Origin of the sequence: Xylanibacter ruminicola, from assembly GCF_900107775.1 — a bacterium.
Classification (GTDB): domain Bacteria; phylum Bacteroidota; class Bacteroidia; order Bacteroidales; family Bacteroidaceae; genus Prevotella; species Prevotella ruminicola_C.
In genome coordinates, this window is sequence record NZ_FNRF01000006.1 from 199,616 (window position 1) to 216,116 (window position 16,501).

Annotated in this window: 14 protein-coding genes, 1 tRNA gene and 2 rRNA genes; 7 read left to right on the forward strand and 10 right to left on the reverse strand. The window is 48.3% G+C overall.

Going from position 1 to position 16,501, the window contains the following annotated elements:
* The first annotated feature begins 71 nt into the window (after positions 1–71).
* The 7 genes from BLU97_RS14660 to BLU97_RS14690 all read left to right on the forward strand — a co-directional run bounded on the left by BLU97_RS14660 (position 72) and on the right by BLU97_RS14690 (position 9,260).
* Positions 72–2,765, forward strand: coding sequence for a DNA gyrase/topoisomerase IV subunit A (locus tag BLU97_RS14660; RefSeq protein ID WP_074762203.1), 2,694 nt, complete (start codon positions 72–74; stop codon positions 2,763–2,765).
* Positions 2,749–3,513, forward strand: a complete 765-nt coding sequence (locus BLU97_RS14665) for a DUF3316 domain-containing protein (protein WP_074762204.1) — start codon at positions 2,749–2,751, stop codon at positions 3,511–3,513. Before BLU97_RS14660 ends, BLU97_RS14665 begins: the two co-directional genes overlap by 17 nt.
* On the forward strand, positions 3,510–4,559 hold the full coding sequence (locus BLU97_RS14670; RefSeq protein ID WP_139209049.1) for a S41 family peptidase: 1,050 nt from the start codon (positions 3,510–3,512) through the stop codon (positions 4,557–4,559). Before BLU97_RS14665 ends, BLU97_RS14670 begins: the two co-directional genes overlap by 4 nt.
* A gap of 135 nt (positions 4,560–4,694) precedes the next feature.
* Positions 4,695–4,775, forward strand: a tRNA-Leu gene (locus BLU97_RS14675).
* Between the two features lie 209 nt (positions 4,776–4,984).
* Positions 4,985–6,868, forward strand: coding sequence for a hypothetical protein (locus tag BLU97_RS14680; protein WP_074762205.1), 1,884 nt, complete (start codon positions 4,985–4,987; stop codon positions 6,866–6,868).
* A gap of 43 nt (positions 6,869–6,911) precedes the next feature.
* Positions 6,912–8,045: an OmpA family protein gene (locus tag BLU97_RS14685; RefSeq protein WP_317039909.1), complete on the forward strand. Its 1,134-nt coding sequence runs from the start codon at positions 6,912–6,914 to the stop codon at positions 8,043–8,045.
* 78 nt (positions 8,046–8,123) lie between these two features.
* Positions 8,124–9,260: a hypothetical protein gene (locus BLU97_RS14690; RefSeq protein ID WP_074762207.1), complete on the forward strand. Its 1,137-nt coding sequence runs from the start codon at positions 8,124–8,126 to the stop codon at positions 9,258–9,260.
* A gap of 35 nt (positions 9,261–9,295) precedes the next feature.
* Here the strand turns inward: BLU97_RS14690 and BLU97_RS14695 are convergent, their stop codons facing one another.
* The 10 genes from BLU97_RS14695 to BLU97_RS14740 form a co-directional block, all read right to left on the reverse strand.
* Entirely contained in the window at positions 9,296–10,363 is a 1,068-nt protein-coding gene (locus BLU97_RS14695) for a hypothetical protein (protein WP_074762208.1), read from the reverse strand.
* A gap of 31 nt (positions 10,364–10,394) precedes the next feature.
* On the reverse strand, positions 10,395–10,781 hold the full coding sequence (locus BLU97_RS14700) for a hypothetical protein (RefSeq protein WP_074762209.1): 387 nt from the start codon (positions 10,779–10,781) through the stop codon (positions 10,395–10,397).
* Entirely contained in the window at positions 10,781–12,094 is a 1,314-nt protein-coding gene (gene der / locus BLU97_RS14705) for a ribosome biogenesis GTPase Der (RefSeq protein WP_028907259.1), read from the reverse strand. The genes BLU97_RS14700 and der overlap by 1 nt, the downstream gene beginning before the upstream one ends.
* Positions 12,095–12,140: 46 nt before the next feature.
* A complete protein-coding gene (era, locus tag BLU97_RS14710; RefSeq protein WP_074762210.1) occupies positions 12,141–13,028 on the reverse strand; it encodes a GTPase Era in 888 nt (295 codons plus the stop codon).
* A gap of 21 nt (positions 13,029–13,049) precedes the next feature.
* Entirely contained in the window at positions 13,050–14,057 is a 1,008-nt protein-coding gene (locus tag BLU97_RS14715; protein WP_074762211.1) for a beta-ketoacyl-ACP synthase III, read from the reverse strand.
* Positions 14,057–14,248, reverse strand: a complete 192-nt coding sequence (gene rpmF, locus BLU97_RS14720; protein ID WP_013063689.1) for a 50S ribosomal protein L32 — start codon at positions 14,246–14,248, stop codon at positions 14,057–14,059. Before rpmF ends, BLU97_RS14715 begins: the two co-directional genes overlap by 1 nt.
* A 23-nt stretch (positions 14,249–14,271) precedes the next feature.
* Positions 14,272–14,793 (reverse strand): YceD family protein, encoded by a 522-nt coding sequence (locus BLU97_RS14725; protein WP_013064530.1) that lies wholly within the window; start codon positions 14,791–14,793, stop codon positions 14,272–14,274.
* A gap of 146 nt (positions 14,794–14,939) precedes the next feature.
* Complete coding sequence (locus BLU97_RS14730) at positions 14,940–16,055, reverse strand: sensor histidine kinase (RefSeq protein WP_074762212.1); 1,116 nt, start codon at positions 16,053–16,055, stop codon at positions 14,940–14,942.
* A 61-nt stretch (positions 16,056–16,116) separates the two neighbouring features.
* Positions 16,117–16,229: ribosomal RNA gene (gene rrf / locus BLU97_RS14735) — 5S ribosomal RNA — on the reverse strand.
* 81 nt (positions 16,230–16,310) lie between these two features.
* Positions 16,311–16,501: ribosomal RNA gene (locus BLU97_RS14740) — 23S ribosomal RNA — on the reverse strand; the annotation flags it as partial.

Here is a 16,501-nt window from a genome sequence, read left to right on the forward strand (position 1 = left end):
TAAGAAATAAAAATACTACGTGTACTAGCAAATTTTTCTACGTGTACTAAAAACCGCAGCATAAAAAAAGAATGGACGACGAGATTAAAGAGATTGAACAGTCGGAACAGCACTCCGACTATAAACCAAGCAACCGCTTTGATGCCGCAGCGGTTCACCATCTTAGCGGCATGTATCAGAACTGGTTTCTGGATTACGCCAGCTACGTAATCCTGGAGCGCGCCGTACCCCATCTGGGCGACGGACTGAAACCCGTACAGCGTAGAATTCTGCACTCTATGAAACGTATGGACGATGGTCGCTACAACAAGGTAGCCAACATCGTAGGTCATACCATGCAGTTCCACCCCCACGGCGACGCCTCTATCGGCGACGCCTTAGTGCAGTTGGGACAGAAGGATCTGCTCATCGACACGCAGGGTAACTGGGGAAACATCCTCACTGGCTCATCGGCTGCTGCCCCACGATATATCGAGGCACGCCTGAGCAAGTTCGCCCTCGACACGGTGTTTAATCCCAAAACCACCGAGTGGAAGATGTCGTACGACGGTCGTAACAAGGAGCCTATCACGCTCCCTGTTAAATTCCCATTGCTGTTGGCACAGGGTGCCGAGGGTATCGCCGTAGGACTAAGTTCTAAAATCCTGCCACACAACTTCTGCGAAATCTGCGATGCAGCCATCAGCTACCTGCACCAGCAGCCATTCGCACTCTACCCCGACTTCCCCACCAGCGGTAGTATCGACGTATCGAAATATAACGACGGTCAGCGTGGCGGCGTAGTGAAGGTACGCGCCAAGATCGAGAAGATAGATCAGAAAACACTGGTCATCCGCGAGATACCATTCTCAAAAACCTCCGAGACCCTGCAGGACTCTATCGTAAAGGCCATCGAGAAGGGAAAGATCAAAGCCCGTAAGGTTGAAGACCTTACAGCTGCTGAGGTTGAAATCCAGGTACACCTGGCACCAGGGGTATCAAGCGATAAGACCATCGACGCCCTCTATGCCTTTACCGATTGCGAGGTAAGCATCTCGCCTAACTGCTGCGTGATCGAGGACAACAAGCCACAGTTCCTCACCGTGAGCGATGTGCTGCGTCATTCGGTTGAACGCACCAAGGACCTCATCCGCCAGGAGCTGGAAATCCGCAAGGGCGAGCTGTTAGAACAGCTGCACTTCCAGAGCTTGGAACGTATCTTCATCGAAGAGCGTATCTATAAAGACAAGAAATTTGAACAGGCACCTAACGTAGATGCCGTTTGCGAACATATCGACGAGCGACTCACACCTTACTACCCGCAGTTTATCCGCGAGGTAACCAAGGATGATATCCTGAAGCTGCTGGAGATAAAAATGCAGCGCATCCTGAAATTCAACAAGGACAAGGCCGACGAGCTCATGGCACGTCTGAAGGCGGAGATCGAGGAGATCGACCGCGACCTGGCTAACCTGGTAGAGGTAACAGCCAACTGGTTCCAGTTCCTGAAGGACAAGTATGGTAAAGACCATCCACGTCTGACCGAGATTCGCAATTTCGACACCATCGACTCAGCCAAGGTGGCCGAGGCCAACCAGAAGTTGTACATCAACCGCAGCGATGGCTTTATCGGTACCGGTCTGAAGAAGGACGAGTTTGTTTGCAACTGCTCCGACCTCGACGATGTCATCATTTTTTACAAGGATGGAAAGTACAAGATTGTACGCGTAGCCGAGAAATTGTTCGTTGGCAAAAACATCCTGTATGTCAACGTGTTCAAGAAGAACGATCAGCGCACCATCTATAACGCTGTATATCGTGATGGTAAGAAGGGTGCCTGCTATATCAAGCGTTTTAACGTTACCAGCATGACCCGCGACAAGGAGTACGACCTGACACAGGGCACCGACGGCAGTCGCGTGATGTACTTCACCGCCAACCCCAACGGCGAGGCCGAGGTAATCAAGGTAACACTCGACCCCTCGCAGAACATCAAACGTGTGTTCTTAGTCAAAGATTTTTCAGAGATTATGATCAAGGGCCGTGCCTCGAAGGGTAACCTGCTCACCAAGTATCAGGTAACCCGTATCGGACTGAAGAGTCACGGACACTCTACACTGGGCGGTCGCAAGGTATGGTTCGACCCCGACGTGAACCGTTTGAACTACGACGACCACGGCAAGATGCTGGGCGAGTTCTACGACGACGACCAGATATTGGTCATCCTCTCGAACGGCGACTACTATCTGAGCAACTTTGATTTGGCCAACCACTACGAGTCGAACATCCTGCGTATTGAGAAATACGATGCCGACAAGGTATGGACAGCCGTACTCTACGATGCCGACAACCAGGGTTATCCATATCTGAAGCGATTCCAGATGGATGCCACTAAGAAAAAACAGAACTGGCTCTCGGACAATCCTGCATCACAGCTGTTGCTGCTCACCGACACGGCTTATCCCCGCCTGCAGGTAACCTACGGCGGAGCTGATGCCTTCCGTGGCAGCGAGGAGATTGATGCCGAGCAGTTCATCGCCGTTAAGGGTTACAAGGCCAAGGGTAAGCGCCTCACCACCTATGCTCTCGAGAGCATCGAGGAGTTGGAGCCCCAGCTAGACCCTAGAAATTCTAGCCTGACTAGCTCGGCTAGTGACCCTCGCCCCTCGGCCGAATCGGCCGAGGAACTAGAGGACCTCGATCCCGATGCCGGCAAAAGCGAGCAGCAGATACGCGACGAGCTCACCGGCCAGCTAAATCTTTTTGATAATGAAGATTTTAAATAGCATATTGTGCGTTTTGTGCTTTGCTGCAACTGCAGCAAATGCACAAAACAAATCACACATGATAGGCCTTGGCCCAAGCAAAGTTCTCGACACTTACCTAACCCCCGAGAATTTTAGCGGCACGGGCATTACCTACATGTATATCAAAGAGCAGCGCGACACCACCCGCCATTGGAGCAACACCTATGAGCACGAGGTCGACCTCTCGAACACCCACGACCGTAGCCATAACATCAACGATCTGGAAATCACTTACAACCTCTACTGGGCACGCTATTACAATTTCCGTCCCATACTCAACGGACTGAAACTGCAGGCTGGTGTAGCCGCCAACCTCTGCGCTGGCGCCATCTACAACATGACTAGCAGCAACAACCCTGCCCAGGCCCGTGCAGCACTCAACATCATGCCGAGTGCAACAGCCACGTACGACTTCCACATCAGCAGGCATCTTTTTACCGCTCGCTACGAACTCAACCTACCACTGGTAGGCGTGATGTTCAGTCCTAACTACGGACAGAGCTACTACGAAATATTTTCGCGGGGCAACTACGATCATAACATCGTACCCACCACTTTTGTTTCAGCCCCCACCTTCCGCCAACTCGCCTCGGTGGATTGGCACTGCACCAGGAAATGGGCACTGCGCCTGGCCTACCTCGGTAACTACCAGCAAGCCCAAGTAAACAATCTCAAGCAGCACACCTATACCCATCGTATCCTGCTTGGCATCACCCGTAGCCTATGAAAAAAGATATCCTAGTAAGGCTGGCGAATTCGCCAGCCAAGCTTGCAAAGCAAGCCAAACTAGCACTTCTAGCGCTTCTAGCCTTTCTAGTAACCTCCTGCGTCTCGCAGGAGGAACGCCCCAACACCCCGCAGGGCAATTTCGAGGCCTTGTGGCATATCATAGATGAGCACTATTGCTTTTTCGACTACAAAGATATTGATTGGAACCAGATTTACCAAACCTATAAGGTGCGTGTAAACGACAATATGAACCACGAGCAACTGTTCGAGGTGCTCACCGATATGCTCTCCGAACTGCGCGACGGTCATGTAAACCTCTACACCGCTTTCGACAACGGTCGTTACTGGAACTGGCACGAGGACTACCCCACCAACTTCAGCGACACCCTACAGCGACGCTACTTAGGCACCGACTACCGTATTGCCGGCGGCCTGCGCTACCGCATCCTCGACGATAACATCGGCTATGTATATTACGGCAGCTTTTCGAGTGGCGTAGGCGAAGGAAATCTCGACGAGGTGATACAGCACCTGATATTCTGTCAGGGTATGATACTCGATATTCGTAGTAACGGCGGCGGCGACCTGACCAATGCCGAGAAACTGGCGGCCCGATTCTGCAACGAAAAAACACTGGTTGGCTACATGCAGCATAAAACCGGTAAAGGGCATAACGACTTCTCGGCCATGGAACCACAGTATATCGAGCCCAGCAGCAACCTGCGCTGGCAGAAAAAGGTGATACTGCTTACCAACCGCGGTGTGTATAGTGCCGCCAACGAGTTTACCACCTACATGAAGCGCATGCCACAGTGCACGGTGGTGGGCGACCGTACCGGTGGCGGTAGTGGTCTACCTTTCACAGCCAGTCTGCCCAATGGGTGGACAGTGCGCTTCTCGGCCTGTCCCACCTACGATGCCAACCACAACCAGACCGAGTTTGGTATCGAGCCCGACTACAACGTGGCTTTGACCGATGAGGATTTTAACAAAGGTAAAGATACAATAATAGAACACGCGCGTACATTACTTAATAGTAATTAAAAAAAAACGAAAAATCCTTGCTCAAAACAAAAAAAAGCATTACCTTTGTCCCCGCAATCGACTTAAAATTCCCCTTAAAAGGGAATTGACTGCGTCGATTCTGATTCAAGAATCGAATTGACTAACGTCGATTCTGCGCCTGTGGCGGAATTGGTAGACGCGCTAGACTTAGGATCTAGTGTTTACGACGTGCAGGTTCGAGTCCTGTCAGGCGCACATCACTTAAAATAACATAAAATGGAACTATAAATGGAAAAAACTACCATATTGCAGGTATTTCGACAGAAATTTGCGGTTTTTTATAAAAAAAACCTAATATTTCTTGCAAGTTTCAATTATATTTCCTACTTTTGTCAGCGATTTATATAAATTAACTATCGATATTATTGTTTTATTTATTTGTTTAATTATAATTTTTAAGTTCAATGAAAAAGAAATTTATCAATGGTATTCTGATGGTAGCACTCGTTGCTGCTACCTCAACATCATTCGTTTCTTGTAAGGACAACGACACTGATGTAGACCTCATTGGTCAGATTGGTAATGTACGTAGCGACCTGCAGACCAAGATTAATGATCTGAACACCCGCTTAGGTGATTTGGACACTCAGCTGGGTAAGCTCGATGGTAAAGTTGATCAGGAGATTACGGATCGTAAGAATGCTGTAACCGCTCTCGACACTCGACTGCAGACTGCAGAGGGTCAGTTGACAACTCTGACAACTGAGACTCTTCCTCAGCTTCAGGATGAGGTTGATGCAATCGATACAGCTGTTGGCGAGCAGGAGGATTGGATTGCTGGCGTACTCAACAACCTCGTTACTAGCATCGAGAACGTAGCTACTTACAGCCCACTGATGGGTCAGGTAGTTCTGCCAGGTGCTACTCCTAACATCCTCGCTGCTTACTTTGGTGAGGCTGCTGTTAAGGGTTCATTCCCTGCTTCAGACATCAACATTACAGAGGTTGCTCCTGTTAAGTGGAGTGCTGGTGCTACTCTTGGTGAGGGTGAGAAGGGCTATGCAGGTACTGTATACCTGACCATCAACAAGTACTTCAACAGCATCGAGGGTATCAACTTCGCTCTCGTTAACACCGCTGGTGAGGAAGCTCCTGTTGAGCTGAATGTTGAGGCTTCTGACAAGGTTATCTACGCTGGTTACACACGTGCCGCTGAGAACAACTTCTACGAGGCTAACGCTACTATTAGCAGCATCGATGACGTTAAGGTTAACCTGAACCTGCCTACTCTGAAGGCTGACATCAAGCAGATCTGGAACGATCGCAACCGCAAGACCGGTACAAGCGCTACCGCTCTGGCTCAGCTCGCTGCTGATCTCTATGCTACACAGCTCGGTAAGTTCCCCGTTTACGGTGTTCGTGCTAGCTGGCAGGATGTTAAGAAGACTACCACTAAGGACGCTGAGGGTAAGGCTACAACAACTGAGGAGAAGAGCAACCACTTTGTAACTTCTAAGCCTGAGATCGTTGTTGCTGCTGTTAAGCCTCTGTCATACTCTTTCGATCTGAACCAGCTCCCTGGCCAGACCTATAAGACTGAGGGTATCGAGGCTATCGAGAAGCTGTACAACAAGATCATCGACAAGGTTGTTGCAAAGTTCCCAACTGTAACAGTTAATCCTATCAGTATTGTTATTGACGACAATAAGGGTGCAGGTACATATAGTATTACAATTCCTACTACATCTCCAATCAATGCAACAGGTTCACCTGTAGTTATTGATATCACTGATGCTATTAATAGCGTAATGAGCGACCTGAATGGTGACCTTGCTCTTACAACAGCAGACATCAACGCTATGCTTGATCAGGTTGAACAGCTCAACAACCTGAAGGCTCAGGTTGCTGGTACAAAGGAGACTTTCGCAAGCTACCTGAATCGCGTTGTTAACAAGTTCGAGAAGTTGTTCACCAACAACCTCAATCGTGCTCTGCAGCCCACTCTGCTTGCTATCCAGAGCGACAACACTATCAACCGTGTTTCTGGTATCAAGACCAACCCATTGGTTTGCGGTGCTAACACTGAGCTCTTCCCAACTTCTTACAGCGTAGAGTACTTCGCTCCTGCATACAAGAAGTTCGTAGTAGTTACAGAGATTGATGGTAAGAAGGCTACAGCTGCCGACAACAAGACTCTGGGTGAGAACCTGGGAGTAATCCTCGAGAGCGGCAACAACCAGAAGGTTACCATTTCTCCTGCTGCTGGCAAGACCTACACTGTAGTTTACTCTGCAGTTGACTACCAGGGTGTAGTTCGCACCAACACCTACTATGTAACAGGTAAGTAATTAACATTAGTGAATTAAAATAATTAGTAAACAGAATATGAAAATGAAGAAAACAATATTGTCTTGCCTGATGCTGTTGGCTGGTCTTTCAGCATCTGCCCAGGAGCAGAAGGGCACGACTGAATACGTCTTCGAGCCACACTGGTATGTACAGGTGCAGCCTGTTGGCGCACAGTACACTCTGGGTGAGGTTGATTTCAAGGACCTCCTGTCATACAATGTTCAGGCTGCTGTAGGCCGTCAGTTCACTAAGCTGTGGGGTGCTCGCCTGGCTGTTAACGCATGGCAGAGCAAGGCTGGTAGCAAGTACGAGTATGCTGGTAAGGAGTACAAGTGGAACTGGAAGTACATTGCTCCATCTATCGACGGAACTCTGAACCTCTCTAACGCTCTTTGCGGTTACAATCCTAACCGTGTATTCAACCTGAGCGCATTCGCTGGTATCGGTCTGAACATCGGCTTCTCTAACGACAAGGCTGCCGACGCTAAGACTGCCATCAAGAATGAGGTACTTGCTAACGACAACACTGGTTTCGATCCCCTGCCTTATCTGTGGGACGGCACAAAGGTTCGTCTGTTCGGTCAGGCTGGTTTGATTGCCGACTTCAAGATCAACGACAACTGGAGCATCAACGCTGAGGTTGCCGCTAACACCTTGAGCGACAAGTACAACTCAAAGAAGGCTAAGAACTGGGACTGGTACTTCAACGCTCTGCTGGGTGTTAAGTACAACTTCGGTAAGACCTACTCTACACGTTTCATCCCTGCTCCAGAGCCAGAGATCCGCTACGTAGAGAAGATCGTCGAGAAGATTGTTGAGGTTCCTGCTAAGGCTGAGGAGCCAGAGGCAAAGGCTGAGCCACTCCGTCGTGATATCTTCTTCGCTATCGGTAAGACTGTTATCCGCAAGAGCGAGCAGCAGAAGGTTGACGAGGTAGTTGCTTACCTGAACGCTAACCCCGAGGCTAAGGTTAACATCACTGGTTACGCTGACGCTGGTACAGGTAACGATCGCATCAACGATCGCCTGGCTGCTGGTCGTGCCGACGTTGTTGTTAAGGCTCTGAAGAAGGCTGGCATCGCTGCAAGCCGCATCAGCTACGACAGCAAGGGTGCTCGTGTACAGCCATTCGCTGACAACGACAGCAACCGTGTATCTATCGTAATCGCAGAGTAATCTACAGATTAAGATAATAAGCAATGAGCCCAGTCCCATTTGGGGCTGGGCTTTTTCTTGAAAACAAAACAAAAGATTATGAAGAGATTCGCAATCAAACTGGCACTCTTAACCCTGATGCTTCCCGTAAGCACCTATGCTCAGGAGAGTGGATACTATCGTTTGAAGAACCGTGATACCGAGCGCTATCTGTCGATTGTAGATTATCACGTCGACAAGAGTAACATAGATCGTACCACCGAACTGTACATCTATGCACTGCGTACCATCAAGGGCTTTGATAAGATAGCGAATGATCCAGGCTCTGTCCTCTACATCGAGAAAACCAGTAATGGCTATATTCTTAAAGGTCAAGGTTTCGACACCTATTCAGGTACAGGCATCTATCTCAATCTCACTGAAAAGAATGGCGGCTATACGATATGGGGAACAGCCACAAAGAGCGGCGTTACAGCTACAAAATATCTGCGTGATGCCGACGACGAATGGTATGCTGGAGTAGGTTATATCACCACCGATTCCAATAAAAGTACTCACTGGGTATGGGATCTGATTCCTGTATCGGATGCCGAAGGTGCCTACCTAGGCTTGAAAGGAGATGTAAATGCTAACGGCAAATACTATACCACCTTCTATGCCTCGTTCCCCATCAGAGTTGGTTCGGGCATGAAAGCCTATAAGATTACAGAAACTAACGAGGGTGCAGCCAAACTCGTAAACATTGGCAGCGAAGTACCTGCCCAGACAGGCGTAGTGATTGAGTGTGCAGGAGCCGACGCGTCGGCCAACAAGGTAACACCTATCACATCAACAAGTGCAGATGCCAGCGGCAACCAGCTAGCAGGTTTATACTTCTGCAACATTACACTTGATGAAAACGACAAGGAAAATCCGAGCGACCTGAATTGGAACGCCACATCATTTAATAAAGAGAACATGCGTCTGCTGGGCGCAAACAGCGACGGTAAACTGGTATTTACCTCACAAACAGATACAAGGTATCTGCCAGCTAATAAGGCCTACCTGCCCGTAAGCAGCAGCACAGCCGCCAATCTATTGGTATTAGGTGAAAGCGACTACACAGGCATTAGAAACGTAAACGCCAATAAGAAGGCCGATGATACCATTTACACGCTCACCGGCAGTCGTGCTAACAGCAAAACCCTCCGACCAGGCATTTATATCCAAAATGGTCAAAAGGTTGTGATTAAATAAAAAAAGGTTCCCAATCGGGAACCTTTTTTATATCCTTAGAAAATAGTCTTGGTGAAACGAACTGAGAGCACTGGATAAACCTTAAAGCCACCTAACAGATCAACCCAATCGCCTACTTTACCCGAGATATTCTCAACATCCTTAGTAAGGTTAGTACCATCGTGAGTAATCAAGCTTGGTGTGCCGCCCCAGAACATCATACCGGCATCAAAAGACACCTGCCAATCGTCGCGACTCTTCAGCAGCTTACCACCATAACCGAAGCCCAGATAAGGCTTAAAGCTATTGCTCTTGGCACGAACAGTTACCATACCATTCTCGTCGGGCTCCATCAGGTAAGGCTCGCCAGTATCCTTACGATCGCCTACACGGAAACCCATGCGACCATTCTTCAGAATGGTTTCCTGTTGGTCGGGATTCAACTCCAGATTGAATGGCTGTCCACCGATAGTAAGACTCATCACAGGCTCACCAGTCTCACTCTCATTGAGTACTCTTTCATAGAAGCTATTATAGATACCAACTCCTAAAAGCGAGGTCATAGCCTCGGTAGAATTAACAGCCGAAGCAAACTGCGAAGGTCCCCAGTAGAAACCACCAGTTACATGCCAGTGCTTATTCTTAAAAGGGAACACATCAACCAAGAACTTAAGATTATTCATGGTAGGCTTGCCAATCATCTCTATCTCTGTATCTACACTATAACCAGTAAAGGTCGTGAGCATTTTTGACAGGCGATCGAACTTTGACTCGATACGATTACCATTAGCATCGTAGAGCTCAGCAGGCTCGCCACCCACCTCTACAGGAAAGTAGATGCTCTTCTTGAAACGAGGCATATACTCGTAACCCAGACGCAGCTGTACGTCCTCGTGAACACGCGAAGCCACATCGATACCGATACCCGTGGTACCTGCGGTTACAGATACATCAAGATTCTGGAACACCCCCTTATCCTTCATCCAATCGGTAACGGTAGAGAGCGTGAACTTCTTGCTTTCGGTAGCAAACACGTTCTTCTTGCTACTGGCATCGGTGTTGTTCTGGGCATAAGCCAGGTTAACAGCCAAAGCAGCGGTTATTGCTAAAACAATCTTCTTCATTTCTAACTTTTATATTTTTGTTATTCTTAAGTTACTTCATCATCCAGCGGCCGTCGCGTTCCACCATCGGCACCACCACCTCTTCAGTAGTACTATCGCCGTAGCAGAGCATCAGCAGCACATTGGTATAACCAGCCAGACTGTCGGTATAAGCACGCGACACGGATACCTCTTGTATGCCTTTACGGGCTTCTAACTGCTGGGCAACGAACTGCTTATAGCCTTCGATCAGCTGCGAGCGGTAATCGTCGGGCAGCGAATCGGCCATAAAACGGCCCTCAACAAACTGTTCGTACTCGCCCTGAACTAAATGAGTATAGTAGCCTTTAGCTGCCAAGGCCGCTTGTTCTTCGCGACTGACACCAGTGTTACAGGCTACTACAACAACTATCAATATCAAATAGACGAGCTTACGCATCACTTCTGACGGATAAACACATTGATGGGGCTACCAGTAAGCTCCCAGTTCTCACGAATCTTATTCTCCAGGAAGCGCTTGTAAGGCTCCTTCACGTACTGTGGCAAGTTGGCATAGAACACGAAAGTAGGAATCTGCGTGTCGGGCACCTGAGCCACATACTTAATCTTAATGTACTTACCCTTAACCGATGGTGGTGGGAAGGCCTCGATGAGAGGCAGCATCACCTCGTTAAGCTTCGAGGTACCAATCTTGGCCTTACGGTTCAAATAAACCTGCTTGGCAGTCTCGAGCACCTTATAGATACGCTGCTTGGTAAGTGCCGAAGCGAAGATGATGGGGAAGTCGACAAACGGTGCCATACGCTTACGGATGGCATTCTCGAAAGTCTTGATTACCTCCTGCGACTTATCCTCAACCAGATCCCACTTGTTGACTACTACAACCAGCGACTTATTATTCTTCTGAATGAGCTGGAAGATGTTCATATCCTGAGCCTCGATACCACGGGTGGCGTCGAGCATCAGCACACACACATCGCTATTCTCGATGGCACGGATAGAGCGCATCACCGAATAGAACTCCAGATCCTCGGTTACCTTATTCTTACGACGGATACCTGCAGTATCTACCAGATAGAAGTCGAAACCAAACTTATCGTAACGGGTATAGATACTATCGCGGGTGGTACCGGCGATATCGGTTACAATGTTACGATCCTCGCCGATAAAGGCGTTGATGATGCTCGACTTACCAGCGTTAGGACGACCTACCACCGCAAAACGGGGAATACCATCCTCGAGCTCATCCTTGGGTTTCTCGGGCAAAATCTCGAGCACCTTGTCGAGCAGATCGCCTGTACCGCTACCAGTGGCAGCAGAGATAGGATACGGATCGCCAAGCCCAAGCTTATAGAACTCGTACTGGTCGTACAGGTCCTTACCATCGTCGGCTTTGTTGGCCACCAGGATAACGGGCAGTTTGGCACGGCGCAGAATCTGCGCTACGTCCATATCCCAACCAGTGACACCATTATTAATATCGCAGAGGAAGAGTACGAGATCGGCCTCTTCGGTGGCAATAATCACCTGCTTGCGGATCTCCTCTTCGAATACATCGTCGCTGTTGACGACCCAGCCGCCGGTATCGACAACTGAGAACTCGCGACCGTTCCATTCGCACTTGCCATACTGGCGGTCGCGAGTGGTACCAGCCTCGTCGCTGACAATCGCATGGCGCGTTTTTGTCAGTCGGTTGAACAGTGTAGACTTACCCACATTAGGGCGTCCTACGATTGCTACTAAATTTCCCATACTTTATTTATTTTGGCACGGATTACACGGATTAATACGGAAGAACCTACTCGGGGTTGTACCCGAAGTGATTGAGTTCCTTCTCTGATGAACGCCAGTCCTTATCTACTTTCACGAAAATCTCGAGGAAGATAGGCTTGGCAAAGAACTTTTCGAGCGATTTGCGGGCCTCGGTGCTCACCTTTTTGAGGGCTACGCCCTGGTGACCGATGATGATACCCTTCTGCGAGTCGCGCTCCACATAAATGATGGCATTGATGTGGATGTGCTTGTCGTCCTCCTTGAATCGCTCTACAGCAACCTCTACACTGTAAGGTATCTCCTTATCGTAGTAGAGGAGTATCTTTTCACGGATAATCTCCGACACGAAGAATCGTGCGGGCTTATCGGTTAACTGATCTTTATCGAAATAAGCGGGGCTCTCGGGCAGAAGCTCCTGGATACGCTTCAGCAACATATCCACACCGAACTTATTCTTGGCCGAAATAGGCAGAATCTCTGCCTTTGGCAGCAGGGCATGCCATTTCTCAACAATGGTAGCCAATTGTGCATTACCACCAGTAAGCTCATCAATCTTGTTGATGAGCAGCAATACCGGCATATCCAGTCTCTGCACTTTTGCAAGGAAGTCCATATTCTTTTCGGGGTTCTCTACCACGTCGGTCACGTAGAGCAGCACATCCGCATCCTGGAGGGCCGACTCAGAGAACGCCAACATTGACTCCTGTAGTTTATAATTAGGCTTGAGCACACCTGGGGTATCCGAGAACACAATCTGCATCTCGGGTGTATTCACGATACCCATGATACGATGACGGGTGGTCTGGGCCTTAAATGTGGCAATAGAAATACGCTCACCAACCAGCTGGTTCATGAGCGTACTTTTGCCTACGTTGGGATTTCCAACAATATTTACGAATCCTGCTTTATGCATTTATTTATTCGCTATGCTCTTTCATTTTGCACTGCCATCATAGGCCCACTTGTAATAAGAAGCTCCGTGAACGAATCCAGCACCAAAGGCGGTGAGGATCAGATTGTCGCCCTTCTTCAACTTATTCTCGTATTCCCAGATAGCCAGCGGTATCGTAGCGGCACTCGTATTTCCGTAGCGTTCGATGTTTACCATCACCTGCTCCATTGGCAACTCCAAGCGCTTAGCCACAGCCTCGATGATACGCATGTTAGCCTGATGAGGAACCACCCACTGGATGTTGTCCTTGTTCAGACCGTTGCGCTCGGCGATGATGGCGCAGTCGTTGCTCATGTTCGTCACTGCATAACGGAACACAGTGCGACCCTCCTGATAGAGGTAGTGCAGACGATGATCAACAGTGAAATGCGACGGTGGGCAGACTGAACCTCCAGCCTTCAGGTGCAGGAACGGAAGTCCCTTACCATCTGTGCGGAAATAAGAGTCCATCACGCCGATATTCTGTTCCTCGGTAGCCTCGAGCAGAACAGCAGCTGCACCATCTCCGAAGAGAGGACAGGTCTGACGATCCTTATAGTCAACAACCGACGACATCTTATCGGCACCGATGACGATGATTTTCTTGTAGCGTCCGCTCTGAATCATCGTAGCTGCCACATCGAGTGTGTAGAGGAATCCACAGCAAGCGCCCCAGAAATCGAATGCAAAAGCATTCTTCAATCCGAGTTTGCCTAATACGATAGAGGCTGTGGAAGGGAACTTATAATCAGCTGTTGAGGTGGTTACGATGACGGCATCGATAGAGTCGGGATCGACTCCGGTCTTCTGCATCAGCTGCTTGGCAGCCTTACGCGCCATGTAGCTGGTGCCGAGACCTTCCTCCGTAAGTATGTGACGCTCCTTGATACCAACGCGCGTCATAATCCACTCATCGTTAGTGTCGACCATACGCGACAACTCATCGTTGTTCAGAATATAGTCGGGCACATAACCGCCTACACCAGTGATTATCGCATTGATTCTATCCATTACTCAGCTACGCTTTCCTCGATCTTGATAGCTACCTTACCACGATAGTAACCACAGGTGGGGCATACAGTGTGATAAACATAATATGCACCACAGTTAGGACATACTGCCAGTGTTGGAGCTACTGCCTTGTCATGAGTACGACGCTTGAGTGTACGAGTCTTTGACTGTCTTCTTTTAGGATGTGCCATAATTCTATAATACTTTTAAATGTTTAAACTTTTAAATTCTTTAATTTTTCCCAGCGGGGGTCGATGGGCTGGTCGGACTCCTCATCGCTGCTTCGGTCAGCTGACAGCTCTTCCAGAGCTTTCGTCATGGCAGGGTTGCACTTGCCAGGTGCATGCACATGCCTGATGGGTATTACCAGGGCCACAAACTCATAGATGATCCACGAAGTGTCGAGTATTCCTTCGTCCTCAGGCACTACGATGATATCATCTTCCTCTGAGTATTCGCTACCGAGCTTGACAATCAAACGGTTGTCGGTTTCTACCGGCTGTTCCATATCGTCTAAGCAGCGGTCGCACTGTACAATAACGGTGCCTTCGGTATGGAACAGGAGTTCGAAAAAGCCGGTTGCCTTGCGTATAGACACCGACACGTGCAAAGAGCCCCTCTTCACTTCAGCACCATCCAAAGCCTCGAAGTAAGTATCGTTCAAGTCGAAAGCCAAGGATGTTTCCTCGCTTACCAAACTCTTCAGATCTATCTTCAACGACTCCAGACTATTCATTATTATACACTTTTAAACGCAATAATGCGCTATACGGGCTGCAAAGTTACAACTTTTTTTTCAATGAAAGCACGCTTATTTTATTTTTTTATCATTTTAGTGCAAATTCCTTAGTTATCAGGCCCTTATATTACACAAAACGAGGGTTATTTGTGCAATTCTACGCGAAAAGTGGTGCCTTTTCCGACTTCGGATGACTTCACAAAAATCTTACCTTTATGATAATCTTCAACAATACGTCGAGCCAACGAAAGACCTAATCCCCAACCACGCTGCTTGGTGGTAAAACCTGGGGTAAACACATGGTTAATATCCTTTTTGCGGATCCCCTTACCGGTATCAGAAACTTCGATAGCTACCCGATGTTCATCGTCTATCAACTGGATAGCAATTTTTCCGGAACCTTCCATCGCATCTACTGCATTCTTACAGAGGTTCTCAATCACCCACTCAAAAAGCGAAGCATTCATATTAACAATCACGTCGTAATCCGGCAATTGGGTAGAAATCTCAACCTTATTAGAAGTACGTCTACGCATATAATCCACCACATGCGCAATAACCTCGTTCATCGAGCCAGGTGTAGGCTCAGGCAATGAACCAATCTTCGAGAATCGTTCGGCTATACGTTCCAAACGTTTCACGTCCTTATCCATCTCGGGTATCAGGTCATCATCTGGATGATTCTCTTTCAGGATTTCAACCCATGCCATCAAACTGGAGATAGGCGTACCTAACTGATGAGCTGTTTCTTTAGAAAGACCTACCCAAACCTTGTTCTGTTCTGCCTTCTTGGAAGATAGTAGGGCAAAGATGGCAACCACTACAAATATCATCACTACGCCCAACTGCCAATAGGGATACCGTGACAAACGTTTAAGCAGTACCGACTCATCGTAACACACAATCTGACTACCTACAACAATTGTATCACCAGCCTTCAGCATACGCTGGGCTATTTGATCCAGATGCAGCGTATCCTGGATATTACGGTAATCATCAATTCCACCTTTCTCATTCAATACAATCACAGGAATGGTAGTGTTACCTTGCATCACGTCGAGTACTAATGAAAGATCGGTATTCTCATCGGCATGGTTCAAAGCATGAAGTGCCTGCGCCCATACTTCCATCTTCTTACGCTCTTCGTTAGAGAGGTCTTTTACCAGAAAATGCGATATCAGCAAAGAGGTAACAGCTATTATCACAGCTGCTATTACAAGGAGTATTTTGGTTTGTCTAATTCTGTCTGTCCATTGCATACATATATATAAACGAAAAAGCCCCGAGAATATTGTATTCTCGAGGCTCTTCTTTTAAAAAAGACGGCGGCTTCCTACTCTCCCGCATTGCATTGCAGTACCATCGGCGTAGGTGGGCTTAACTTCTCTGTTCGGAATGGGAAGAGGTGGGACCCCACTGCAATAACCACCTAATATAGGTTATTGACATTGTCGACACAAGAAACGTAGTTAAAGATTGCTCTTGGAAACAACTACATCTGATAATATCAGCATGAAGCGAAAGAGTTCGGGCAATTAGTAGTGCTCGGCTTTGACGTCACCGTCTTTACACCTGCACCCTATCAACGTCATCGTCTATGACGACCCTCAATGGAGTCCTCATCTTGCGGCTGGCTTCGCACTTAGATGCTTTCAGCGCTTATCCAATCCAGACTCGGATACCCGGCGGTGCACCTGGCGGTACA

What these genes read in the sequence shown, in the direction of transcription:
- BLU97_RS14660 (WP_074762203.1), top strand. Translation starts at nt 72, where the DNA reads ATGGACGACGAGATTAAAGAGATTGAACAGTCGGAACAGCACTCCGAC.
- BLU97_RS14665 (WP_074762204.1), top strand. Translation starts at nt 2,749, where the DNA reads ATGAAGATTTTAAATAGCATATTGTGCGTTTTGTGCTTTGCTGCAACT.
- BLU97_RS14670 (WP_139209049.1), top strand. Translation starts at nt 3,510, where the DNA reads ATGAAAAAAGATATCCTAGTAAGGCTGGCGAATTCGCCAGCCAAGCTT.
- BLU97_RS14680 (WP_074762205.1), top strand. Translation starts at nt 4,985, where the DNA reads ATGAAAAAGAAATTTATCAATGGTATTCTGATGGTAGCACTCGTTGCT.
- BLU97_RS14685 (WP_317039909.1), top strand. Translation starts at nt 6,912, where the DNA reads ATGAAGAAAACAATATTGTCTTGCCTGATGCTGTTGGCTGGTCTTTCA.
- BLU97_RS14690 (WP_074762207.1), top strand. Translation starts at nt 8,124, where the DNA reads ATGAAGAGATTCGCAATCAAACTGGCACTCTTAACCCTGATGCTTCCC.
- BLU97_RS14695 (WP_074762208.1), bottom strand. Translation starts at nt 10,363, where the DNA reads ATGAAGAAGATTGTTTTAGCAATAACCGCTGCTTTGGCTGTTAACCTG.
- BLU97_RS14700 (WP_074762209.1), bottom strand. Translation starts at nt 10,781, where the DNA reads ATGCGTAAGCTCGTCTATTTGATATTGATAGTTGTTGTAGTAGCCTGT.
- der (WP_028907259.1), bottom strand. Translation starts at nt 12,094, where the DNA reads ATGGGAAATTTAGTAGCAATCGTAGGACGCCCTAATGTGGGTAAGTCT.
- era (WP_074762210.1), bottom strand. Translation starts at nt 13,028, where the DNA reads ATGCATAAAGCAGGATTCGTAAATATTGTTGGAAATCCCAACGTAGGC.
- BLU97_RS14715 (WP_074762211.1), bottom strand. Translation starts at nt 14,057, where the DNA reads ATGGATAGAATCAATGCGATAATCACTGGTGTAGGCGGTTATGTGCCC.
- rpmF (WP_013063689.1), bottom strand. Translation starts at nt 14,248, where the DNA reads ATGGCACATCCTAAAAGAAGACAGTCAAAGACTCGTACACTCAAGCGT.
- BLU97_RS14725 (WP_013064530.1), bottom strand. Translation starts at nt 14,793, where the DNA reads ATGAATAGTCTGGAGTCGTTGAAGATAGATCTGAAGAGTTTGGTAAGC.
- BLU97_RS14730 (WP_074762212.1), bottom strand. Translation starts at nt 16,055, where the DNA reads ATGCAATGGACAGACAGAATTAGACAAACCAAAATACTCCTTGTAATA.